Source organism: Limnohabitans sp. Jir72, assembly GCF_003063575.1.
GTDB lineage: Bacteria > Pseudomonadota > Gammaproteobacteria > Burkholderiales > Burkholderiaceae_C > Limnohabitans_A.
On record NZ_NESC01000011.1, the window covers coordinates 85,706 to 107,354 of the forward strand.

Here is a 21,649-nt window from a genome sequence, read left to right on the forward strand (position 1 = left end):
GCGTGATCAAACCACCGAGTTTCTGCTTTAAAGCTCAAGGCGCTTTGTGGTCAGTCATCATTTGTACTGATGACACCCTGTCGCTTGACCTCATCCAAAGTCTTGCCTGCCGCTGTTTTCCATTCGACCCAGCCATTGGCTGATCGGCCCATGACTGCCATGGCGGCGGTACTGGGGCTTGAAAACAGGTGGTCGCGTGTGAAAACCAGCAGAGATCCAGCACAGCCAGCGTTTTCTGTCAGAACGCCTTCCGTAATCAATTGGCTGCGCATGCGCTCGTGAGAAGTTCCCTGAATTGAAGGAACGATCTCTGCTCGCCCCTTCGAACCTTTGTGCACCACAAAACCTTCGGTGGTGTATTCGCCCACGCCGTCGGCCCCCGAGCCCTTGCAGTAGAACAATTCGACGATGCCTTTGGCGGTTGGGGCACTGGTCAAGGGTTCAAAAATGGGCTGACCCAACGTGGCCAACAAAGTGGCTGCGGTTTCGTGAATCTCATGACAATCCGCTTGCAAAGGAGCAGGTGTGTAGGGCTGCGAACCGGTGTTGCCATTCTCTAGACCATAACGTCCTGCCTTTGTGGCTTCTGCAATGGCAAGCCATTCCAAAAACAATGCATGCGTTTGCGTCAAGCTGTTGGTCAGCGAGATGACCACGAAAGCTCGGTTCCAAAAATCTTTGTTTTGATGGTGTTGCTCCAAGCGCTTGCCCACACTGCCGGACTGTCCGATGTAAGAGCGAGGTAAACCCGCCTCAGACAATTCGCCCATCAAAAAGTACATACCCACTTGCTGGGCCTCTGGCATCTTCAGGAAGTCGGCCAGTTGGCTGCGCGGCACCTCGATCACACGAACAATGCGGGTTGTGATTTCGGCCACGCGCATGCCGCGTGGGTCGCCTGATGGGAGGAAAATTTGGATGGTCTGCGGGCGGCTCATCGAATCACTTGCCCCAGCTGTCCTTCAACCCCGTCACCCGGTTAAACACCGGCTTGGCTCCCTCCACATGATCCAGGCGGTCCGCTACAAAGTACCCAAAGCGCTCAAACTGAAACTTCTGGTCTGGCTGCGCTTGGGCCAATGATGGCTCCACATAAGCGGTGACGACCTTCAAGCTGTCCGGGTTGAGCGATTGCAAGAAGTCTTTGCCGCCCGCGTCGGGGTGTGCTTCGGCAAACAGGCGGTCGTACAGGCGAACCTCGGCTTGCACGCCGTCGGCCACGGCCACCCAGGTGATGGCGGCTTTGGCTTTGACGCTGTCGGCGCCGGGGGTGCCGCTCTTGGTGCCGGGGATCACTTTGGCGTGCACTTCGGTCACGTTGCCCGCCGCGTCGCGTGCGCAGCCTGTGCATTCGATCACGTAGCCGCCTTTCAGGCGCACCACGTTGCCGGGGAACAATCGCTTGTAGCCCTTGGGCGGCACTTCTTCAAAGTCTTCGCGCTCGATCCACACTTCTTTGCCGATCAGGAAGGTGCGCTGAACATTTGAGTTTTCGGGGGGCGTTTGGCCTTCGGCAATCGCGCTGTGGGGCAGGGCGGGTTGGGTGCAGGCTTCGGTGTAGTCGTCTGTGCCAAAGGCTTCGGCCCAGTTGGTCAGCACCAGCTTGACGGGGTCGAGCACGGCCATGCCGCGGTGGGCTTTGTTTTCCAGGTCTTCGCGGAGGCACCCTTCGAGCGTGCTGTAGTCGATCCAGCTGTCGCTTTTGGTCACGCCAATGCGGTCGGCAAACAGGCGCAGGCTCTCAGGCGTGTAGCCCCGGCGGCGCAGGCCCACTATTGTGGGCATGCGCGGGTCGTCCCAGCCGCTGACTTTGCCTTCATTCACCAGTTGCGCCAGCTTGCGTTTGCTGGTGATCACATAGGTCAGGTTCAGGCGGGCAAATTCGTATTGTTTGGGGCTGGGTGCTGCCAGCAGCTTGCATTCGCACAGGCGCTCCATCAGCCAGTCGTAAAACGGGCGCTGGTCTTCAAACTCCAGCGTGCAGATGCTGTGGGTGATTTGCTCCAGCGCGTCTTCAATGGGGTGGGCAAAGGTGTACATCGGGTAGATGCACCATTTGTCGCCCGTGTGGTGGTGGGTGGCTCGGCGGATGCGGTAGATGGCCGGGTCGCGCAGGTTGATGTTGGGCGAGGCCATGTCGATCTTGGCGCGCAGCACGGCTGCGCCGTCATCGAGCTTGCCGTCGCGCATCTCGCGGAAGCGCGCCAGGTTTTCTGCTGTACTGCGCGTGCGGTACGGGCTGTCCACGCCGGGTTTGCCAAAGTCGCCCCGGTTGGCGCGCATGTCTTCTGCGCTTTGTTCGTCCACATAGGCGTAGCCGGCTTCGATCAGCGCTTCGGCGGCGCGGTACATGAAGTCGAAGTAGTCGCTGGCTTGGTAGGGCTTGTCGTTGCCCGGTTGGCTCCAGTCAAAGCCGAGCCATTTCACGGCGTCGATGATGCTGTTGACGTATTCGGTGTCTTCTTTTTCAGGGTTGGTGTCGTCAAAGCGCAGGTGGCACACGCCGCCGTATTCCTTGGCCAGCCCAAAGTTGATGCAGATGCTTTTGGCGTGGCCCACATGCAGGTAGCCGTTGGGCTCGGGCGGGAAGCGGGTGCGGATCTTGGCCGGGTCGGGTTCGCCTGCAGCGTGGTGCGCGGCATCACCCGGGCTGCCTGCCCAGCGGCGGCTGGCATAGGTGCCTTGTTCCAGGTCTTTTTCGATGATTTGGCGCAGGAAGTTGCTGACTTTGGTGTCGGCCGTGTCTTTGGGGGTGGGGGCATTCATAGCGCTAGATTTTAGGCCTTGGCAGGGGGCATTCCTGCAGGCTGGCGTTACGAATAGACACCATTGTGAAGCGGCCTAGGTCCACCCAATGCAGGGCTGGCGCGCTTGAGGAACAGGGACGGCGGTTTTCCATCCATGCCGACCCGCTACAAGGAGTCCATCCATGCGTTTTTCTGTCAAACACTCGATTTCCAAAGCGGCTTACCTGCTGGGTCTGCTCGGGGCGGCTTTTGCTCAGACCGGTTGCGCCCACCCGATGCTGGTTCAGCCTTCGGTGATGATCCAGCCGCAAGTGGGCTACCCGCAGGTGTATGGGCAGCAGCAGGTGTATCCGCAGGTTTATGGTCAGCCCTATGGCGCTGCGTCCATGGTCGTCATGCCCCGAATGGCCCCGCAGGTCGTGTATTCACCACCGGTTTACCGCCCTGTGTATGGCTATGGTTTTGGGGGTTACCGTGGCTATGGCCATGGAGGTCACGAAGGTCATGAGGGCCATGGCGGTTTTGGTGGCCATGGCGGATGGCGTCGCTGAGCCTGGTCAGCCCATCTCAGCGCGGGGCATCAGCGTGCAGGGGTGGGCTCTTTGTTGGCACAACCGGTGAGAGCCAGACTGGTCATCAGCAAAAGTGCGCTGAGACAGCGCAATGTGCGCATGGGCAGGGATGTGGTGTTCATGGCGTGCCTTATTGGCCAGGACGCCATGCGCCTTGGTTCATGCTGTTGACCAAGATGGTTTGGGCTTGGCTGCCCATGCGGCATACGCCGCAGTGAACACGTCACGCATTTCCAATGGTTCGTTTATTTAATCTGGGTAATTTATTTTGATCCGGGTATAATAAGTGGTTTTGCAATTGGACGTGTGGCATGAGCGCTCTCAGTCTCGACGCGGTATTCACTGAATTCATCGCTTTTGAAGGCAGCCGTTGCCTGGCCCGTGGCGGTTTGGCGAAAGTGGTTTTGCAGATGAAAGCGGCCACCGAAGCGCGGCCCTTGGCACGCTACATGGTGTTCAACGCCAGCAGCAGCGAGGTCTTGGACTTTGACCTTCGCGGCACACCTGAAGAGGTCGTGGCTCGGCTGACCTTGGCGTATCCGGCCATGATGAGTTCTGCCGCCACTTCAACCGATGGCACGCCCCCCACAGACAAACCGAGTGCAGACCTTCGCAGCGAAGCCGTGGTTGCGGCCAAGGTTGGCCCAGGCCGCCCCAAGCTGGGCGTGGTGGCGCGAGAGGTGACGCTGCTGCCGCGCCATTGGGCTTGGCTGAGCAGCCAGCCCGGCGGCGCTTCTGTGGCTTTGCGCAAGTTGGTCGAGCAAGCCCGCCAAGACAGCCAGTCGAAAGACCAACGCCGCCTGTCGCAAGAGGCCACTTACCGCTTCATGTCGGCCATGGCGGGCAGTCTGGAAGGCTTTGAAGAAGCGGCTCGCGCCCTGTTCGCCGCCGAGCGCTCGCGCTTTGAAGCCTTGCTGGCACCTTGGCCGCAAGACATCCAAAACCATTTGCAGCACCTGGCCCAAGCGGCCTGGATGCCCGCTGACGCCCCTTGTTCTTCGGAGTTGCCCCATGCGTGAAAAGTTTCGTTCCAGAGAGGCCGCGATGCCTTTCATCATGTTGGCCGTGCTCATCGACATGGCCGCCATTGGCATCATCATTCCGGTCCTGCCCGCTTTGGTGGGCAGTTTCGCCACCAGCCAGGCCGACCAAGCCTATTGGTATGGTGTGGCGGCAGTGGCGTTTGGGGCTGCCAACTTTTTGGCGGCACCGGTGCTGGGCGCTTTGTCTGACCGGTATGGGCGCAGGCCTGTGTTGCTGTTGGGCTTCATGGGCCTCGGTGTGAGCTTTTTTGGCACGGCCCTGAGCACCACGCTGTGGGGCTTGATTGCGGTGCGCACTCTGGGCGGCGTGATGCAGGCCAATGCGGCCATTGCCAACGCGTATGTGGCCGACATTTCTGCACCCGAGCAACGCGCCAAGCGCTTTGGCCTGCTGGGCGCCATGATGGGCTTGGGCTTCATCATCGGTCCGGTGATGGGCGGCTTGCTGGGCGCGGTCAATTTGCATTTGCCGTTTTATGTGGCGGGCGGCTTGACCTTGCTCAATTGGCTTTATGGCTACTTTGTTTTGCCCGAGTCTTTGCCCATGTCGCAGCGCAAGCCGTTCAGTTGGCGTGCGGCCAATCCAGCATCGTCGCTTCGAAAGCTGGCGCAGCTCAAAGGCGTGGGGCCGCTGGTGGGTGTGGTGGCTTTCAGCGGGCTTGCACAGTTTGTGCTCTACACCGTCTGGGTGCTCTACAACAGCTTCAAGTTCGGCTGGGGGCCGCAAGAAAACGGTTGGTCGCTGGCCGTGGTGGGCATTGTGGCGGTCCTGGTGCAGGGTGTTTTGATGGGCCGTTTGCTCAAGCGCTTTGCGCCACAAAAGCTGGCCATCATGGGCTTGGTGTCTTCGGTCGTCGCCTACACGCTGTGGGGCGCGGCCACCGAGGGCTGGATGATGTACGCCGTCATCGCCATCAACTTGCTGGGTGGCACGGTGACAGCTTCGGTTCAAAGCATGATTTCTTCAGCTGCCGACAGCAAAAGCCAAGGCCAGACCATGGGCGCGGTCAGTGCCCTGAGCAGCCTGACTGCCGTGGTGGCCCCTATGCTGGGGGCGCCTTTGCTGGGCCTGGTGTCGCACTTGCCGCGTGGCGACTGGCGCATGGGCGCACCGTTTTACTTTTGCGCGGTCTTGCAGCTGGCGTCGCTGGCGCTGGCGGTGATGCATTTGCGCAGACATCGGCGTGCACGTTTGCACGCGGCATGAGGGCCGTGGGGGCAGGGCCTTTTGTTGCTTACATCGCCTTGAACAGGTGCGCGTAAAGGCGACTCACGTTCAGTTTTTCGCGCTGCCCCTTCAAGCTCAGGCTCAGACGACCTGACTCGTCGCGGGCGACCGACTCGATGGCGCTGGCCCGCACCACCGAGCCCCGGTGGATTTGCCAAAAGACCTGGGCGTCCAGCCGCTGCATGAGTTCTTTGAGCGGGGTGCGCAAGAGCACTTCGCTGCCGTCATGGGTGAACACGCGCACGTATTTGTCAGCGGCCTCCAGGCGCAGCACGTCTGCCACGGGCACCATGCGCAGCTGGTTGCCCACGCTGGCTTGCAGCAGTTGCAAGGGCGCTTGCTGGCGAGGTTGCTCGGTGGGGGCGTTCAACAGAGCACGCAGCTGTTGCAGCACCGGGTCCAGATCGGTCGTGGTGGCTGGCTTGTGCTGGCGCTGGCCCAAGGCCTTTTGCAGTCGGCTCACGGTTTGGGCCAGGCGGTCTGTGCGCACAGGCTTGAGCACGTAGTCCACCGCCTGCGCTTCAAACGCCTGGATGGCGTATTGGTCGTAAGCGGTGACGAACACCAACAGCGGAAAGGGCCTGTCGTCTGGCCACTCATCGGCCAGGGCGGCTGCGGCCTCCAAGCCACTTTGGCCGGGCATGCGGATGTCAAAAAACAGCACATCGGGCCAGTGTTGCAACGCCAGTTGCACGGCGCTCAGGCCGTCGCCTGCGGTGGCCAGCACTTGCAGATCGGGCCACAGTGTTTGCAGTTCGGTTTGCAGGGCCTGGGCCAGCAGGACTTCGTCTTCGGCGATCAGGGCGGTGGGGCGGGTGTTCATGCGGCGGCGTGTGGATTTGTCACAGGCAAAGTCAGCACCACGCAGGTGCCGCCAGTGCGCAAGGGGTTGATGTGCATGCCTGCGCGGTTGCCATACAAGGTGTGCAGGCGTTGGCGCACATGGGCCAGGCCCCACGATGCAGTGGTGCCGCTGGTGCTGGCAGTGCTGCCTGATTCGGCCAGCGCCAGTTCGCTGATGCCCAAGCCGTTGTCGCGCACGGTCAGCAGCAGTTGTGTGCCGTCGGCACTTGCCTGCACCTCGATTCGGCCACCAGCTACGACGGGTTCCAGTCCGTGGCGGATGGCGTTTTCGACCAGCGGTTGCAAGATGAAGCTGGGCACTTGGGTGTGGTGCAGGCTAGAGGGCAAGTCCAGCTCAAAGCTCAATCGCGGCCCCATGCGGATCGCCATCAGGCTCAGGTAGTCCTCCAGCCGCGAAAACTCATCGCTCAGCGGGTGCAGCACTTGGCGCGAGGCCTGCAGCGTGGTGCGCAGGTAGTCGTTCAGGTGGTCGAGCATCGCCAGGGCACGTTCGGTGTCGTGCCCAATGAGCGCGCGCAAATGCGCCAGCGTGTTGAACAGCATGTGCGGCTCCAGCTGCGACTGCAGCAGCATGAGCTGGGCTTGTGTGACCTCTTGGGCCAAGGCCTCGGCCTTGCCGCGTTGGAAAAAGAAAGTCACAAACCCGGCGCTGATGACGATGGCACTGACCAGCATGCCGACAAAGCGGTTGGTGTTGAGACGCCACAAATCCCAGGTGGACCAGCCAGCATACGCATCACCGACCAACGTGCCCAATACATAGCCTATGGGTACGCCGATCAGCATCATCAAGCCCGCACGCAGCGCGGGCGGCCAGTAGTACGGCGCTTGGGAACGCAGAACGCCCTTGAACGCAAACCGCGCCACATCGGTGAACAGCCAAATGAAGGTGGAGATGGCGTAGGAATACACCAGTGACATGTCAAAACTGTGCGGCATGCCATCGCCTTTGCGGCCTATCCAAGTGGCCACCGCAATCGGCAGCGCAACCGCCCACACGATCAGCAGACGTTTCAGCAGCGGTTTGCGTTGGTTATGGGGCAGCCAGGCAAGAATGTAGTTGGTGGTCATGGCGGGATGATTGTTCTGGCTTTGTGAGGTCCTGAAGCGGTAGGCATAGAGCATGTCTGGGTGCAGGAGCCCACCCCGTGGGCGATGGTTCGCATGGCGTGTGTCAGCCTATCGCCCACGGGGTGGGCTCCTACGGGGTCAAGGTCAATGGGACGCCTCCAAGGCACACGAAAATTCAAACATCGTGAGGCCGGCTCAATAGAGCTTGTGCATGAAGAATAACGCGATTTGGTCAAAGGCTTTTTGGCGGTCTGTGTCGCTGAAAGCCGGGTTGGGCAAGCCGCCGCGGATTTGGGTGGCGGCCACGGTTTCATGTTGGGCTGAAGCCGATGCCCTACGGGGACAAAGGGACACGCAGGTTCTGGCGTGTGGGCAGTTTCAGCAAACGCAACGCCCGGCCATTGAGCACCCCCGAAAACAAGCCATACACGGCGCTGATGCCGATGGCTGCGTTCAGGCTGTGAATGTGCTCTGGTGCGGTAGCGGTCAGCATGCCCACCACAAACTTGCAGGCAAAAATCGCTATGAACAAGGCCAGAGGCAGCCAGCTGCCCGGCACCGTGTAGCGCCGGGTGTCGGCGTTGTAGCTTGCGCCTGTCGGTGCTGGGCCTTGGCCCAAGGCCCAGCCCACAAGTGCGCAGCTGGCCGCCCAGCTGAGCAGGCCCAGCGCCAGCCAAGGCGTGGGTCGCCACTGCTGGACGACCCCCACCAGTGTGAATACCGTCAGCGCGATGTTGATGCCCAAAAGCCGTTGCTTGGGGATGTGCCGGGTGCGCGTTTGCAGCAGGCCCAAAGCGATCAGGCCGATGAGCAGGCCGAAAACCCAGACGGGGATGTGTTGGAGTGTTTGCATGGATTCTTTTTGTGTGTGATGGATTAAATCAAGCCCAGCCAGTCAGACCAGATCAATTGACCCAGGTAGCGCCCAGGTAGCGCCCAGGCAGCAAGGTGAATGCGCCAGCGACGAGACACGCACTGACGTACAGCCGCTGCATGCTTTGGCGGTGGCCCTGAACGTTGCCTTGAAGCAAATACACAAAGGCGCGGTACAACATGAAAAACGTCAGCGGAATGAACAAGTGAATCGGGGTGTACCCAGCCAGATTGGGCCATTGGAAGTCGCGTATGAACACGGCACTCACGGCCGCCGCAACCATGCAGGTGACCCAGGCATAGCCCAAGGCGCGGTGCAGGCGCGGGCGTGTGGTGCGGCCTAGCCGGGCCCACAGGGCAAAGGGGCCGAGCACCACGGCGGTGATGGCGGCGCTCATGTGCACAGCGATAAGGGGTGTCAGTTGCATGTTTCGTCCTGAAGCTTTGATCTGGCCGTAATGTGCCTGCGGGGTGTCCACAGGTAAATGGGTTTGCGATGAAAGCCAATGGCCCGGGCGCAAGATGCCAATGTGCGGTGCGAGTGGCAGCCGGTGCACGCAGCTTGTCCGGTCAAAGCGCACTCTGAGGCGATAATCCATTTCAAATTTCTGGAGTACTTGTGGATACTTTATTGCTGCTCAAAGCCGCCGTGATGGGGCTGGTCGAAGGTTTGACCGAGTTCTTGCCGATTTCTTCAACAGGGCATTTGATCCTGGCCGGGGCCTTGCTGGGCTTTGACGATGACAAGGCCAAGGTGTTTGACATCGCGATCCAGACCGGCGCGATTTTTGCCGTGATCATCGTGTACTGGCAAAAGATCAGCTCGACAATTAAAGCTTTGCCGCACAGCGCAGCGGCGCAGCGTTTTGCCTTCAATGTCTTCATCGGCTTTGTGCCCGCCGTGATTTTGGGTTTGCTGCTGGGCAAGGCGATCAAGGCGCATTTGTTCACGCCGGGCGTAGTGGCCAGCACCTTCATCATCGGTGGCTTCATCATCTTGTGGGCTGAGCGTCGCCCGGCCAGCACGGTGCGCATTCACGAGGTGGAAGACATGCGCGGGCGCGATGCCCTCAAGGTGGGTTTGGTGCAGTGCCTGGCCATGATCCCGGGCACCAGCCGCAGTGGCGCCACCATCATTGGCGGCATGTTGCTCGGCTTGTCGCGCAAGGCGGCGACCGATTTCTCGTTTTATCTGGCGATCCCCACGCTGATTGGCGCGGGCGCTTACAGCCTCTACAAAGAACGCGCCTTGCTGAGCATGGCCGATGCGCCTTTGTTTGGCGTTGGCCTCTTCGTGTCTTTCATCAGCGCTTGGGTGTGTGTGCGCTGGCTGCTCAAGTTCATCTCGAGCCACAGCTTTGAGGTGTTCGCTTGGTACCGGATCGTATTTGGCTTGGTGGTGTTGGGCACCAGCTACAGCGGGCTGGTGACCTGGGCGGCTTGAGGTCTGCCGTTGACGGTGTGTCCCTTTGTAGGAGCCCACCCCGTGGGCGATGACTTGCCGCCCGTGTTCCACGCCCATCGCCCGCAGGGTGGGCTCCTACAAAACGCACGCTGGGGCCCACGGCCTACAGATCAGGCTCCGATGTTGCGCAAGCTGGCTTCGATGGCGGCTGCTGTGGCCAGCGGTTTTTCCATCGGGAACAGGTGTGAGCCGTCGAGCATCATGATGCGGCCCTTGACCACTTTGTGGGTCAGCTCAGCACCCGCTTGGCGCATTTCGGCAGAGTGCGTCCCGCCAATGAATGCGGCGGGGCATTTGAGGGGTTTGCGTTTGAGCAGGCTGTCGAGTTTGTGAGGCAGGCTGTTGTAGATCGCGGTTTCCACATCGCGGTCAAAACTCAGGACCCGTTGCCCACCTGCGTCGTGCGTGCCGTACTCGATGTAGTCACGCAGCACCTGCGGGTCCCAGTGGGCAAAGGATTTTTTGTGCTGGAAACTCTCCAACGCGGCCTGTGCGCTGGGCCAGTGGTGGCGGCGTTTTTGGCTGATGCGCCCGGGTGACAGCGCCCCGATCAGGGGGGTGCGTTTGGCCAGACCCAGCGTGGTGGCGCGCCAACCGCCCAGCACGGGCGAGTCGAGCAGCAACACGCCACGCGCCAGCTCGGGGTGGCGGGCCGCGCACATCAGGCTCAGGATGCCGCCCAGCGAGTGGCCGACCAAAAAGGCCGGAGCACCATCACCTTGCTTGTCACGCGCAAAGTCGGCCAATTGCTGCACCAGATGTGGCCAGTTGTTGGTCACCGGATACTTGGGGTCGTGGCCGAACATCTCCACTGCATCGAGGTCAAACCCCCGCTGGCGCAGGCTGTCGAGCATGACGCGGTAGGTGCTGGCCGGAAAGCTGTTGCCGTGCGAGAAAATGATGCGGGCGGTCATGCGGATCGTTGTGTGTGTTGCAGTGGTGGCCACGCCCTGTGGCCATGGCTTTTGAATCTCGGACGACTGAATCGCCCACGGGGTGGGCTCCTACAGGATGCAAGGCTTCGCAGAAGCTAACCTGTGTGGGCGACGCGAGTGCCCATCAGATCAGTTTTTCTTCGGGCGTGGTGATCTTCTTGAGCAAGGCGTTGCGCACAGGCGGCACCATGAGTGGGATGTCGGTCGCGCCGCCGTGCCACATCGGGTCTTCGATGCTGTCGAACATCTGGCGCAGCTTGTCGCCCCAGCTGCTGCGCAACATCTGAAAGTAAGGGTTGTGCTCGTCGATGCACATGATGCGATCGGTGTGCAGGCTGCCCGCTTTGTAGACCACCATGTCCAGCGGCAGGCCCACCGACAGGTTGGACTTGAGGGTTGAGTCCATCGACACCAGGGCGCATTTGGCGGCTTCGTCCAGCGGGGTGTCGGGGGTGATGACGCGGTCGAGCACAGGCTTGCCGTATTTGGATTCGCCAATCTGGAAGTAGGGCGTCTCGTCGGTGGCTTCGATGAAGTTGCCGGGCGAATAGACCTGGAAGAGGCGCATGCCTTCGCCGCCGATCTGGCCACCAAAAATCATGGACACGTTGAACTCCACGCCCGAAGCCCGCAGTGCAGCGGCGTCGCGCTCGTACACCCGGCGCACGGCCGCGCCCAGCACGCGGGTGGCGTCGAACATGCTCTTGGCGTTCCAGATGGTCAGTGGCTCGTCCTGGCCGGGTTCGACCAGTTTTTCGATTTGCAGCACTTCGCGCACCGACTGCGAAATGCTCAGGTTGCCTGCTGACAGCAGCGTCATGAAACGGTCGCCCGCTTTTTCATAGACGATCATTTTGCGGAAGGTGCTGATTTGGTCCAGGCCCGCATTGGTGCGGGAATCAGAGAGGAACACCAAACCGGCGCGGGTTTTGACGGCAACGCAATAAGTCATGGATCAGCTCTTTAATTTTTGGGCAGCAAACGCTGCAAGGCATACAGGGCATCGAGCGCCTCGCGGGGGCTCAAAGCGTCGGGGTTGATTTGGGCCAGGGCCGCTTCCACAGGTGAGGGGCCAGCGGCTTCGGTCTCCGGCGGGGCGGCAAACAGGTCCACCTGAGCGCGTGCATCTTGGGCGCCCGATTCGAGCGCGCTCAGCGCATGGCGCGCGTGGTTGAGCACCGCCGCAGGCATACCCGCCAGCCGCGCCACCTGCACGCCATAACTTTTGCTGGCCGGGCCGGGTTGCAGCTCGTGCAAGAACACGATGGACGCGCCCGATTCGGCCGCGCTCACATGCATGTTGACGGCGGCGGTGTGCGTGGCCGGGAACTCGGTCAGCTCAAAGTAGTGCGTGGCAAAGAGCGCAAAGGCCTGCGTTTTGTTGTGCAGGTGCGTGGCGATGCCGCTGGCCAGGGCCAGGCCATCAAAAGTCGAGGTGCCACGCCCGATCTCGTCCATCAGCACCAGGCTGTGGGGTGTGGCGCTGTGCAAGATTTGCGCGGCTTCGGTCATCTCCAGCATGAAGGTCGATTGGGCGTTGGCCAGGTCGTCGGCCGCGCCGATTCGGGTGTGGATGGCGTCGATGGGGCCGAGGCGGCAGCGGCTGGCGGGCACATGGCTGCCGATGCTGGCCAAAAGCACGATCAGTGCCACCTGGCGCATGTAGGTCGATTTACCGCCCATGTTGGGGCCGGTGATGATTTGCAGGCGCTGCTTGCTGCCCAGCACCGTGTCGTTGGCGATGAAGCTGGCACCCGACAGCTCGGCCAAGCGTGCTTCGACCACAGGGTGGCGACCTTGGCGGATTTCGATGCAAGGCTCTTTGCTGAACTCGGGCGCACACCAATTGAGTGTCAAAGAGCGCTCGGTCAGTGCACACAGCACGTCGAGCGATGCCATGGCTTGCGCCAAAGCGGTGAGCGCGGGCACAAAGGGCTGCAGCTGGTCGAGCAGGCCTTCATACAGCCACTTCTCGCGGGCCAGCGCCCGCTCTTGGGCAGACAGGGCTTTGTCTTCAAAGGTTTTCAGCTCGGGCGTGATGAAGCGCTCGGCGTTTTTCAGGGTTTGGCGGCGGCGGTAGTCGTCCGGCACTTTGTCGAGTTGGCCTTGCGTGACCTCGATGTAAAAGCCATGCACCTTGTTGAACTGCACGCGCAGGTTGGCAATGCCGGTGCGCTCTTTTTCGCGGGTTTCCAGGTCCAACAAAAACGCATCGCAGTTGGTCTGGATGCCGCGCAGCTCGTCCAGCTCGGCGTCCATGCCGTCGGCGATCACGCCGCCGTCGCGCACCAGCGCAGCGGGCACTTCGAGCAGGGCCATTTGCAACAGCTCGGCGCAGTTTGTGGGCGGGGTCAGCCAGCGGGCCATGCCGGCCAGCAAGCTGCCGGGCTCGGGCTGAAGGGCTTGCAGTTGCGTGGACAGCGAAGCCGCACGCGCCAGCGCATGGCGCAGCGCCACCAGCTCACGTGGGCGCACTTGGCGCAGCGCGGTGCGGGCGGTGATGCGTTCCACGTCGCTTGTGCCCTTGAGTTGTTCGCGCAGGCTGCTCCAGGGGCCTGCGCCGCTCTCGCCGCGCAGCACAGCTTGCGCTTGCAGGCGGTCGATGGCGACCTGCCGGTCACGCGGCGGGCTCAGCAGCCAGCTTTTGAGCAAGCGGCTGCCCATGCCGGTCATGCAGGTGTCCAGCAGCGAAAACAGCGTGGGTGAATCCTCGCCTCGCAGGGTTTGCGTCAGCTCCAGATTGCGGCGCGTGCTGGCGGGCAGGTCGATCAGCGCGTCAGAGCGCTGAACTTGCACGCGCTGCACATGCGGCAATGTGCGGCCTTGGGTGTGCTCGGCATAGGTGAGCAGCGCAGCGGCGGCGGCATGCGCGTCGGCCAGCGCCTCGGCGCTCCAGGCGGCCAGCGATGCGGCTTGCAGTTGTTCGCGCAGCTTGCGCTGGCCCAAGCCTGCGTCAAACTGAAAATCTGGCCGCAGGGCCAGTGCCCAGCTGCCGCGCCCGGCGGTTTTGAGGCCGCGCAGTTTTTGCTCAAACGTGGGCGTCATGCCCGCGCTGGCCAGCAGCTCGCTGGGGCTGATGCGGTCAACCCAGTCGGCCAGTTCGTCTTGCGCACATTCGGCCAAATGCACCACGCCTTGTGTGATGCTCAGCCAAGCCAGGCCGCAACGGTTTTTGGCGGCCTGGTGCACGGCCAGCAAGATGGCTTCGCTCTTGTCGGGCAGCAGTTCGGTGTCGGTGAGTGTGCCGGGGGTGACCACGCGCACCACTTTGCGCTCCACCGGGCCTTTGGCCGTGGCCACATCGCCGACCTGTTCACACAGGGCGACCGATTCGCCCAGTTTGATGAGCCGGGCCAGATACGTCTCGACCGAATGGAAGGGCACGCCCGCCATGACCACCGGTTGGCCAGCGGACTGGCCCCGGCGCGTCAAGGTGATGTCGAGCAGGCCGGCGGCTTTTTCAGCGTCGGCAAAGAACAACTCGTAAAAGTCGCCCATGCGGTAGAACACCAGCGTGTCAGGGAACTCCGCCTTGATGCCCAAGTACTGGGCCATCATGGGGGTGTGGGCACTCAGGTCGAGCGCGCTCATGGCTTAAAACGGTGCGTCTTTGGGTTCGTCGCCTTCGGCCGCAGCGTCTTGGGCTTCGGCTTCCGGGTCATGGCTGTCCGAGGTGCGTTCGCGGCTCAGGGTCTCGACAGCGCTGCGCACAGCGGCTTTGTCGCCAGCGTTGGCGAACTTGCTGAACTTGCCCAAGATGCTGACCAATTGGCCGTAGATGCGCGGCGCACCGGCCAGGCATTCTTTTTGTTCCAAAAAGTCGGACTCGCCGGTGAAGTTGCCGATCAGGCCACCGGCTTCGGTGACCAGCAGCGATCCTGCAGCCACGTCCCAAGGCGAGAGGCCTGTTTCAAAGAAACCGTCGGTGAAACCAGCGGCCACATAGGCCAGGTCGAGTGCGGCCGAGCCGGGGCGGCGCAGGCCGGCGGTGCGCTGCATCACGTCGCCCATCATGCGCAGGTATTGGTTGAAGTTGTCGCCCTTGCGGAAGGGGAAACCGGTGGAGATGATGCATTCCTGCAGGCGAATGCGCTTGCTCACACGCAGGCGGCGGTCGTTCATGAAGGCGCCACGGCCTTTGGTGGCGGTGAACAGGTCGTTGCGGGTGGGGTCGTAAATGACAGCTTGCTCGATCTTGCCGCGCACTTGCAGGGCAATGCTCACGCAGTAAATAGGGAAGCCGTGGATGAAGTTGGTCGTGCCGTCCAAGGGGTCGATGATCCAGATGTGGTCAGCGTGGGGGTTGCCGTGTGTGCTGCCCGACTCTTCGGCCAGGATGCCGTGGTCAGGGTAGGCGGTCAGCAAGGTGTCGATGATGACTTTTTCACTCGCATGGTCGACCTCGGTCACGAAGTCGTTGACTTGCTTTTGCGAGATGCGGACCGCTTCAACGTCGAGCGCGGCGCGGTTGATGATGGCGCCAGCGGCGCGCGCAGCCTTGACGGCCACGTTGAGCATGGGGTGGAGATTGGACGACATAAATTGTGTGAAGAACCTGGACTGGCCGCCGCACGATCACGGTGGCGAAGCGCTGATTTTCCCATGAAATCGGGCCTTTGTGGCGCACTTTTGGGCCAGATGGTGTGGTTTGTCTCGGAGGCAGTGGGTCTTGCATGGACAATCAGGGCATGAAAACGCGATTCATCCTGATAGAAACCAGCCATGCTGGCAATGTGGGCGCAGCCGCCCGGGCCATGAAGGTCATGGGCTTTGACGACCTGGTGTTGGTCAAGCCGCGCTGGGCCAATGTGCTGCGCAAGGAAGAAACCATCCAGCGCGCCAGCGGGGCCAATGATGTGCTGGCCAACGCCCGTGTGGTGGAGACGCTGGACGAAGCCCTGGACGGTGTGACCCACCTGTGCGCCACCGCCATGACGCCGCGCGACTTTGGCCCACCCACCCGCTCGCCGCGTGAGCACTTTGCCGAGCTGACGAAGCCCGGCGCACCCGAGCAATGCGTGGCCTTCTTGTTCGGCTCCGAGCGCTTTGGCATGAAAAACGAAGACGTTTACCGCTGCAACGTGGCCTTGTCGATCCCGACGAATCCGCAGTTCGGCTCGCTCAATCTGGGCTCGGCCATCCAGGTGGTCGCCTACGACTGGCGGGTGGCTTTGGGCGGTTTTCCGGTGCAGGGCGTGATCGCACCTGCCGACAAGGCCGATGCCCAGCAGGTGGCAGGCATGCTCGGCCATTGGGAGCAGGCGTTGACCGACATTGGTTTTCTGGACCCGGCCGCACCCAAAAAGCTGATGCCCCGTTTGAACCAGTTGTTCAACCGGGCGGAACTGAGCCCGGAGGAAATCCACATCCTGCGTGGGGTGGCCAAGGCCATGATCCAGGCTACTCAGGCCAAGCGATAGACTAGGGCTATGTTTTCTCGCCTTCGCTCCGACATCCAGTGCATCCTTGACCGGGACCCTGCGGCCCGCACCGCTTGGGAGGTCTTGACTTGTTACCCCGGTTTGCACGCTTTGGTATTGCACCGCCGTGCGCACTGGTGCTGGAACCACGGCTTCAAATGGTTGGGGCGTTTCATCTCGCACATTTCGCGTGGGCTCACTGGGATCGAGATTCACCCTGGCGCCAAGATTGGCGAGCGGGTGTTTTTTGACCACGCCATGGGCGTGGTGGTGGGTGAGACGGCCGAAATTGGCGACGGCTGCACCATTTACCAAGGTGTGACCTTGGGCGGCACATCCCTGTACAAAGGGGCCAAACGCCATCCCACATTGGGTAAAGACGTGGTGGTGAGTGCTGGGGCCAAGGTGCTGGGCGGCTTTGAAGTGGGCGACGGCGCCAAGATCGGCAGCAACGCGGTGGTGATCAAGCCCGTCCCCGCCGGGGCAACGGCTGTGGGCATTCCCGCCCGGATCATCCCCTCCAAGTCGGGCGAGAGCGCTGATGTGTCGAGCGCGCAACCCAAGTTCAATGCCTATGGCATCACCCAGGACGACGACCCGCTGAGCCAGGCCATGCGCGGCTTGATCGACAATGCCGCCGGTCAGGAACACCAGATTGCCATGATCTGGAAAGCGCTGGAGGAGCTGTGCGCGCACCAGCAAGTGCACCTGCCACGCGAGGCCGCCACGCATGAGAACTTTGAGGCCGACAAGCTCAATCAGTTGGTGGGCAAGTAATCTTTAGCTCAGCGCACAGCTTTTGTGGGCCTGTTGACGAACTGCAGCGCCCCGCTAGGTTCGCGATCACAAAAGGAAGGCGTTCACCTTGGCCTTATCACAGCGTGGTGATCGCCGATGTCGCCATCAGTTCCTTGCGTCGTTCATGCAGGCTGCGCCAACGTTGTTGGGCTTCGGGGTCTTGGCCTGAGCTGGCCTGTGTCAGGGCTTCGGTTTCGAGTTGCTTCAAGCGGTCGATCAACATCATGTTGAGCAGTCTGCGCAGCTCTTGCCGGGCCTCTTGCGGCTCGGGCGGGGTAGCCTCTTCCTGGCCGGGTATGGTGCCCAGATTGTCCTGAGCCATCCAGCGCTTGGCGTCATAGGCAAAGGCTTGGGCTTGCATCTCGCCTTGCAGCGCAGACCAGCCCAGGGCCCCGTGTTCATGGAATTGCGATTCGAGCCAGACGAACAAGGGGCCGTGTGGCTCGGGCAGGGCGCACAGCATGGCGTGGTCTTCACCGGCCAGTGTTTCCCACAGGGCCATATTGCCCAGCAGCAAGCGGGCCGCATGGTCGGCACGGCTGGCGGGGATGGTGCGCGGGCCCGTGTAGGGTGGTGGTTGGTCGCGCTTGAAGCGGCTGTTGCCGCCTTTCCAGTTCGGTGTCCAGTTGGGGTTTTTGCTTTTCCAGTGGCTGCCGCTGGCGGGTGCAAAACCGGTGTTGCCCGACCAGGTCGAAGGCTCGCCGTAGTGAGGCTCGTAGTTCGGGTACTCGTCGTGCCCGGCACTGTCAGCTTGGCTGAAGGACGCGTTGGCCGAAGCAGCTGCAGGGGCGGCAGCGCTGCGTGCACCGGGCGCAAAGCGTTGGTCACTGGCCGCTTGTTGGCCCCAAAGTTTTTCCAAGCCTGCCGTTTCCAGCTGGATGAGTTGCGCCAGCTCTGACAGCAATTGCTGTTTGAGCGCACCTTCGGGCAGCAGTTGCCACAGCGGACGGGCCTGACTGGACAGTCTGGCGCGGCCTTCGGCGGTTTGCAGATCGCAGTCGGCGCTGGCCGCTTCGATCAAAAAGCGTGACAGGGGCATGGCCTGTTTGATCTGCTCGGCAAAAGCCTCTTGGCCAAATTCGCGCACATAGCTGTCGGGGTCGTGCTCGGCGGGCAAGAACAAAAACTTGATGCTGCGCACATCGGTGGCGTAGGGCAGGGCGCCGTCGAGCGCCTTGCGGGCAGCGCGTCGGCCTGCACCGTCGCCGTCAAAGCTGAAGACCACCGCGTCGGTGAAGCGGAACAGCTTTTGCACATGGTCGGGCGTGCAGGCCGTGCCCAGCGTGGCCACCGCGTTGGCAAAGCCCAGTTGGGCCAGGGCCACCACGTCCATGTAGCCTTCGGTCACCAGCACATAGCCTGCGCTGTGCAGGGCTTCGCGGGCTTCGTAGAGGCCATACAGCTCGCGGCCTTTGTGGAACACCGGGGTTTCGGGCGAATTCAAATATTTTGGGGTACCGCTGCCGATCACCCGTCCGCCAAAGCCGATGCATTCGCCCTTGATGTTGCGGATGGGGAACATGATGCGGTCGCGAAAACGGTCGTAGCGCTTGTCGTCTTCTTCGTTGACGATGACCAGGCCAGATTCGGCCAAGAGCGGGTCGTCGTATTTGGGGAAGACGCTGGCCAGAGAGCGCCACCCCTCGGGCGCGTAGCCCAGGCCAAAGCGCTTGGCGATCTGGCCGGACAGGCCCCGGCCTTTGAGGTAGTCGATGGCGTGCGGGGTGATCTTGAGTTGGTCGCGGTAGGCTTGCCCGGCTTTTTCCAGCACATCGCTCAGGCTGTCTTGCTTGGCCTTTTGGGCTGCAGCGCGTGCACGGTCTTCGGGTGATTGCTGTTCTTCGGGCACCACCATGCCCGTTTGTTGGGCCAGGTCTTTCACCGCCTCGATGAAGGTCATGCCCGCGTGCTCCATCAGGAAACCAATGGCGTTGCCGTTCTTGCCGCAGCCAAAGCAGTGGAAAAACTGCTTGGTGGGACTGACGCTGAAGCTGGGTGATTTTTCGCCATGGAAGGGGCAAAGGCCCATGAAGTTGGCGCCGCCTTTCTTGAGCTGCACGTATTTGCCCACGATGTCGACGACGTCGACACGGGACAGCAACTCTTGGATGAAAGACTGGGGGATGGCCATAAGGGAGCTATTTTCGCCGATAAGGGCGGTTCATTCCGCACGGGTTTCGGGGCAAACCAGCATGGCTTTCAGCCCCGGGTCAGGCAAACTGTTCAACATCTGACCGTCAGCCGAAACAGGACCCTTCCATGACCGATACCCAAGTCAGCATCTTCGACCAGGATTTGCCCCAGACCCCTGCCAACCACGCGCCGATTTCACCGCTGAGTTTCATCGAGCGCACGGCCGAGGTGTACCCCACGCGTTTGGCCATCGTGCACGGCGATGTGCGCCAAGACTGGGCCAGCACCTACCGCCGCAGCCGCCAGTTGGCCAGTGCCTTGGCGCAGGCAGGCATTGGCAAGAACGACACGGTGGCCGTGATGCTGCCCAACACGCCGCCCATGGTGGAGGCGCACTTTGGCATTCCCATGGCAGGGGCAGTGCTCAACGCTCTGAACACCCGACTGGACCCGGAGACGGTGGCTTTCATGCTGGACCACGGCGAGGCCAAGGCGGTGATCGTGGACCCGGAGTTTGCGGGCGTGATGAAAAAAGCCTTGGCGCTGCGCCAGTCCACACGGCCCTTGCTGGTGATCGACGTGGAGGACGCGTTGTACACCGGCCCAAGCGAAAAGCTGGGGTCAGTGACTTATGAAGCTTTTGTGGCCCGGGGAGACGGCAACTTTGCCTGGAGCCTGCCCGCCAACGAGTGGGACGCGATTGCGCTGAACTACACCAGCGGCACCACGGGCAACCCCAAGGGCGTGGTCTACCACCACCGGGGTGCGGCGACGAACGCGATCTCGAACATTCTGGAATGGGACATGCCCAAGCATGCGGCCTATTTGTGGACGCTGCCCATGTTCCATTGCAACGGTTGGTGCTTTCCGTGGACGGTGGCGGCACGTGCGGGCGTGAACGTGTGTTTGCGCAAGGTGGACGCGCAGGCCATGTTCGACGCCATGCGCGACCATGGCGTCACGCATTACTGCGGTGCCCCCATCGTGCACGGCCTGCTGGTCAACGCCTCGGCAGCCATGAAAGCGGGGGTGCCTGCCGGCATCAAGGCCATGGTGGCGGGCGCTGCGCCACCCGCATCCATGATCGAAGGCATGGAACAGATGGGTTTTGACTTGACCCATGTGTATGGCCTGACCGAGGTCTACGGCCCCGCCACCGTGTGCCCCAAGCACCCTGAGTGGGACGCGCTCGACATTGGCGAGCGCGCCCGCTTGAACGCCCGCCAGGGTGTGCGTTACCACCTGGAGCGCGATGTGCGCGTGCTCGACCCCGAAACCATGCAGCCCGTGCCGCAAGACGGCGAGACCATGGGCGAGATCATGTTCAAGGGCAACATCGCCATGAAGGGTTACCTCAAGAACCCCAAGGCCACGCAAGAGGCGTTTGCGGGTGGCTGGTTCCACAGCGGCGACCTGGCGGTGCAGTACCCCGACGGTTACATCAAGATCAAGGACCGCAGCAAGGACATCATCATCTCGGGCGGCGAGAATATCTCGTCAATCGAGGTCGAAGATGTGCTGTACCGCCACCCCGATGTGTTGGCTGCCGCTGTGGTAGCCAAGCCTGATGCCCGCTGGGGCGAGACGCCTTGCGCCTTTGTGGAGCTCAAAGCCGGAGCGCAAACCACGCCCGAGCAGATCGTGGCGCACTGCAAGCAGCACCTGGCGGGTTTTAAGGTGCCGCGTGCGGTGGTGTTTGGCGAGTTGCCCAAAACCAGCACCGGCAAGATCCAGAAGTTCGAGCTGCGCAAACTGGCGGGGTCCGCCGCAGCGATCGATGTGTAACAGCGGTCAGTCGCCAAAGAAAAAGCCACATTGTGAACTGCACCCCAAAAGTTGGACACCAATCCAACCTTTGGGGTGTTTTTCATGACGAAGTACGACGAGAAATTTAAAAAATCTGTTGTTCAAGATTACTTAGCCGGTGGGGGTGGCTACACAAAGCTTTCTGCCAAGTACGGAGTCAATGATGGACAGATACGGCATTGGGTGGGCGCCTTTCTTCAAAACGGCGATAGTGGGCTAACCAAGAAGTCCAGTCATTACAGCGCTGAATTTAAGCTGCGTGTCCTAGAGCACATGTGGCGCGAAGAGCTTTCGTTTAACCAGACCATTCACTTGTTTGATCTGCGCGGGGGCACTGGAGTTGTCTCGGATTGGGAGCGCAAGTACCATGAGGGCGGTATCACAGCATTAGCTCCCAAGCCCCGAGGGCGCCCAAAACCGATGAAACCTCCCGAACCCACTACGCCCTCTAGCGAGCAGCCCGTGCAGGACAAAACGTTGCAAGAGCTGCAACGCGAAAATGAGTACTTGCGAGCGGAGGTGGCTTATCTAAAAAAGTTGGATGCCTTAGTTCGAGCCAAGCAGCAGGCTGCGCAGACAAAGCGAAAGCCCTGATCGAACTAAGGCAGCATCACCCCTTGGCCACTTTGCTCCAGGTGGCCGAGCTGCCTCGCAGCACGTTTTACTACCAAGTCAAGGCGCTGCAAAGGCATGC

19 protein-coding genes are annotated in these 21,649 nt (G+C 61.5%); 8 read left to right on the forward strand and 11 right to left on the reverse strand.

The genetic code is table 11. The features are described from left to right. Positions 1-50 precede the first annotated feature (50 nt). Together B9Z52_RS14860 and B9Z52_RS14865 are read right to left on the reverse strand one after the other, a co-directional pair. On the reverse strand, positions 51-938 hold the full coding sequence (locus B9Z52_RS14860) for a GIY-YIG nuclease family protein (RefSeq protein WP_108414631.1): 888 nt from the start codon (positions 936-938) through the stop codon (positions 51-53). Positions 939-942: 4 nt separating this feature from the next. After that, positions 943-2,766, reverse strand: coding sequence for a glutamine--tRNA ligase/YqeY domain fusion protein (locus tag B9Z52_RS14865; RefSeq protein WP_108414632.1), 1,824 nt, complete (start codon positions 2,764-2,766; stop codon positions 943-945). Positions 2,767-2,929: 163 nt separating this feature from the next. Here B9Z52_RS14865 and B9Z52_RS14870 point away from each other — a divergent pair, with 163 nt between their 5' ends. From B9Z52_RS14870 to B9Z52_RS14880, 3 genes are all read left to right on the forward strand, one after another. Then, positions 2,930-3,298, forward strand: a complete 369-nt coding sequence (locus tag B9Z52_RS14870) for a hypothetical protein (RefSeq protein WP_108414633.1) — start codon at positions 2,930-2,932, stop codon at positions 3,296-3,298. 332 nt (positions 3,299-3,630) lie between these two features. Further along, on the forward strand, positions 3,631-4,338 hold the full coding sequence (locus B9Z52_RS14875; protein ID WP_108414634.1) for a DUF2239 family protein: 708 nt from the start codon (positions 3,631-3,633) through the stop codon (positions 4,336-4,338). Then, positions 4,331-5,569 (forward strand): MFS transporter, encoded by a 1,239-nt coding sequence (locus B9Z52_RS14880; RefSeq protein ID WP_233251979.1) that lies wholly within the window; start codon positions 4,331-4,333, stop codon positions 5,567-5,569. The genes B9Z52_RS14875 and B9Z52_RS14880 overlap by 8 nt, the downstream gene beginning before the upstream one ends. 28 nt (positions 5,570-5,597) lie before the next feature. On the opposite strand, the gene B9Z52_RS14885 is transcribed toward B9Z52_RS14880, so the two are convergent. The 4 genes from B9Z52_RS14885 to B9Z52_RS14900 form a co-directional block, all read right to left on the reverse strand. Continuing rightward, positions 5,598-6,413: a LytTR family DNA-binding domain-containing protein gene (locus tag B9Z52_RS14885; RefSeq protein WP_108414635.1), complete on the reverse strand. Its 816-nt coding sequence runs from the start codon at positions 6,411-6,413 to the stop codon at positions 5,598-5,600. Then, entirely contained in the window at positions 6,410-7,525 is a 1,116-nt protein-coding gene (locus tag B9Z52_RS14890) for a sensor histidine kinase (protein ID WP_158270570.1), read from the reverse strand. The genes B9Z52_RS14885 and B9Z52_RS14890 overlap by 4 nt, the downstream gene beginning before the upstream one ends. 334 nt (positions 7,526-7,859) lie before the next feature. After that, complete coding sequence (locus tag B9Z52_RS14895; protein ID WP_108414637.1) at positions 7,860-8,378, reverse strand: DUF6622 family protein; 519 nt, start codon at positions 8,376-8,378, stop codon at positions 7,860-7,862. 52 nt (positions 8,379-8,430) lie between these two features. Continuing rightward, positions 8,431-8,826, reverse strand: coding sequence for a DUF2306 domain-containing protein (locus B9Z52_RS14900; protein ID WP_108414657.1), 396 nt, complete (start codon positions 8,824-8,826; stop codon positions 8,431-8,433). Positions 8,827-9,017: 191 nt separating this feature from the next. Here B9Z52_RS14900 and B9Z52_RS14905 point away from each other — a divergent pair, with 191 nt between their 5' ends. Next, positions 9,018-9,842: an undecaprenyl-diphosphate phosphatase gene (locus B9Z52_RS14905; protein ID WP_108414638.1), complete on the forward strand. Its 825-nt coding sequence runs from the start codon at positions 9,018-9,020 to the stop codon at positions 9,840-9,842. 131 nt (positions 9,843-9,973) lie between these two features. Here B9Z52_RS14905 and B9Z52_RS14910 read toward each other — a convergent pair whose 3' ends face one another. The 4 genes from B9Z52_RS14910 to B9Z52_RS14925 form a co-directional block, all read right to left on the reverse strand. Then, positions 9,974-10,777 (reverse strand): alpha/beta fold hydrolase, encoded by an 804-nt coding sequence (locus B9Z52_RS14910; RefSeq protein ID WP_108414639.1) that lies wholly within the window; start codon positions 10,775-10,777, stop codon positions 9,974-9,976. 145 nt (positions 10,778-10,922) lie between these two features. Next, positions 10,923-11,750: a proteasome-type protease gene (locus tag B9Z52_RS14915; RefSeq protein ID WP_108414640.1), complete on the reverse strand. Its 828-nt coding sequence runs from the start codon at positions 11,748-11,750 to the stop codon at positions 10,923-10,925. An 11-nt stretch (positions 11,751-11,761) separates the two neighbouring features. After that, positions 11,762-14,389: a DNA mismatch repair protein MutS gene (mutS, locus tag B9Z52_RS14920; RefSeq protein WP_108414641.1), complete on the reverse strand. Its 2,628-nt coding sequence runs from the start codon at positions 14,387-14,389 to the stop codon at positions 11,762-11,764. Positions 14,390-14,392: 3 nt separating this feature from the next. Next, complete coding sequence (locus tag B9Z52_RS14925; RefSeq protein WP_108414642.1) at positions 14,393-15,337, reverse strand: inositol monophosphatase family protein; 945 nt, start codon at positions 15,335-15,337, stop codon at positions 14,393-14,395. 149 nt (positions 15,338-15,486) lie between these two features. On the opposite strand from B9Z52_RS14925, the gene B9Z52_RS14930 reads away from it, so the two are divergent. Next, positions 15,487-16,218 (forward strand): RNA methyltransferase, encoded by a 732-nt coding sequence (locus B9Z52_RS14930; protein WP_108414658.1) that lies wholly within the window; start codon positions 15,487-15,489, stop codon positions 16,216-16,218. Between the two features lie 9 nt (positions 16,219-16,227). Next, positions 16,228-16,995, forward strand: a complete 768-nt coding sequence (cysE, locus tag B9Z52_RS14935) for a serine O-acetyltransferase (RefSeq protein WP_108414643.1) — start codon at positions 16,228-16,230, stop codon at positions 16,993-16,995. A gap of 97 nt (positions 16,996-17,092) precedes the next feature. On the opposite strand, the gene dnaG is transcribed toward cysE, so the two are convergent. Then, positions 17,093-19,147 carry a DNA primase gene (dnaG, locus tag B9Z52_RS14940; RefSeq protein WP_108414644.1) on the reverse strand — a complete coding sequence of 685 codons (2,055 nt, stop codon included), beginning with the start codon at positions 19,145-19,147 and terminating at the stop codon, positions 17,093-17,095. A 128-nt stretch (positions 19,148-19,275) separates the two neighbouring features. On the opposite strand from dnaG, the gene B9Z52_RS14945 reads away from it, so the two are divergent. After that, positions 19,276-20,934 carry an acyl-CoA synthetase gene (locus tag B9Z52_RS14945; protein ID WP_108414645.1) on the forward strand — a complete coding sequence of 553 codons (1,659 nt, stop codon included), beginning with the start codon at positions 19,276-19,278 and terminating at the stop codon, positions 20,932-20,934. Between the two features lie 84 nt (positions 20,935-21,018). Beyond that, positions 21,019-21,549, forward strand: a complete 531-nt coding sequence (locus B9Z52_RS14950) for a helix-turn-helix domain-containing protein (protein ID WP_108411841.1) — start codon at positions 21,019-21,021, stop codon at positions 21,547-21,549. The last annotated feature ends 100 nt before the right edge of the window (positions 21,550-21,649 follow it).

Bases quoted from the DNA above. Each gene is read 5' to 3' on its own strand.
- B9Z52_RS14925 (WP_108414642.1), bottom strand. From the start codon at position 15,337: ATGTCGTCCAATCTCCACCCCATGCTCAACGTGGCCGTCAAGGCTGCG.
- B9Z52_RS14930 (WP_108414658.1), top strand. From the start codon at position 15,487: ATGAAAACGCGATTCATCCTGATAGAAACCAGCCATGCTGGCAATGTG.
- B9Z52_RS14910 (WP_108414639.1), bottom strand. From the start codon at position 10,777: ATGACCGCCCGCATCATTTTCTCGCACGGCAACAGCTTTCCGGCCAGC.
- B9Z52_RS14950 (WP_108411841.1), top strand. From the start codon at position 21,019: ATGACGAAGTACGACGAGAAATTTAAAAAATCTGTTGTTCAAGATTAC.
- B9Z52_RS14880 (WP_233251979.1), top strand. From the start codon at position 4,331: ATGCGTGAAAAGTTTCGTTCCAGAGAGGCCGCGATGCCTTTCATCATG.
- B9Z52_RS14945 (WP_108414645.1), top strand. From the start codon at position 19,276: ATGACCGATACCCAAGTCAGCATCTTCGACCAGGATTTGCCCCAGACC.
- cysE (WP_108414643.1), top strand. From the start codon at position 16,228: ATGTTTTCTCGCCTTCGCTCCGACATCCAGTGCATCCTTGACCGGGAC.
- B9Z52_RS14885 (WP_108414635.1), bottom strand. From the start codon at position 6,413: ATGAACACCCGCCCCACCGCCCTGATCGCCGAAGACGAAGTCCTGCTG.
- B9Z52_RS14915 (WP_108414640.1), bottom strand. From the start codon at position 11,750: ATGACTTATTGCGTTGCCGTCAAAACCCGCGCCGGTTTGGTGTTCCTC.
- B9Z52_RS14895 (WP_108414637.1), bottom strand. From the start codon at position 8,378: ATGCAAACACTCCAACACATCCCCGTCTGGGTTTTCGGCCTGCTCATC.
- B9Z52_RS14870 (WP_108414633.1), top strand. From the start codon at position 2,930: ATGCGTTTTTCTGTCAAACACTCGATTTCCAAAGCGGCTTACCTGCTG.
- B9Z52_RS14860 (WP_108414631.1), bottom strand. From the start codon at position 938: ATGAGCCGCCCGCAGACCATCCAAATTTTCCTCCCATCAGGCGACCCA.
- B9Z52_RS14875 (WP_108414634.1), top strand. From the start codon at position 3,631: ATGAGCGCTCTCAGTCTCGACGCGGTATTCACTGAATTCATCGCTTTT.
- B9Z52_RS14890 (WP_158270570.1), bottom strand. From the start codon at position 7,525: ATGACCACCAACTACATTCTTGCCTGGCTGCCCCATAACCAACGCAAA.
- B9Z52_RS14900 (WP_108414657.1), bottom strand. From the start codon at position 8,826: ATGCAACTGACACCCCTTATCGCTGTGCACATGAGCGCCGCCATCACC.
- B9Z52_RS14865 (WP_108414632.1), bottom strand. From the start codon at position 2,766: ATGAATGCCCCCACCCCCAAAGACACGGCCGACACCAAAGTCAGCAAC.
- mutS (WP_108414641.1), bottom strand. From the start codon at position 14,389: ATGAGCGCGCTCGACCTGAGTGCCCACACCCCCATGATGGCCCAGTAC.
- dnaG (WP_108414644.1), bottom strand. From the start codon at position 19,147: ATGGCCATCCCCCAGTCTTTCATCCAAGAGTTGCTGTCCCGTGTCGAC.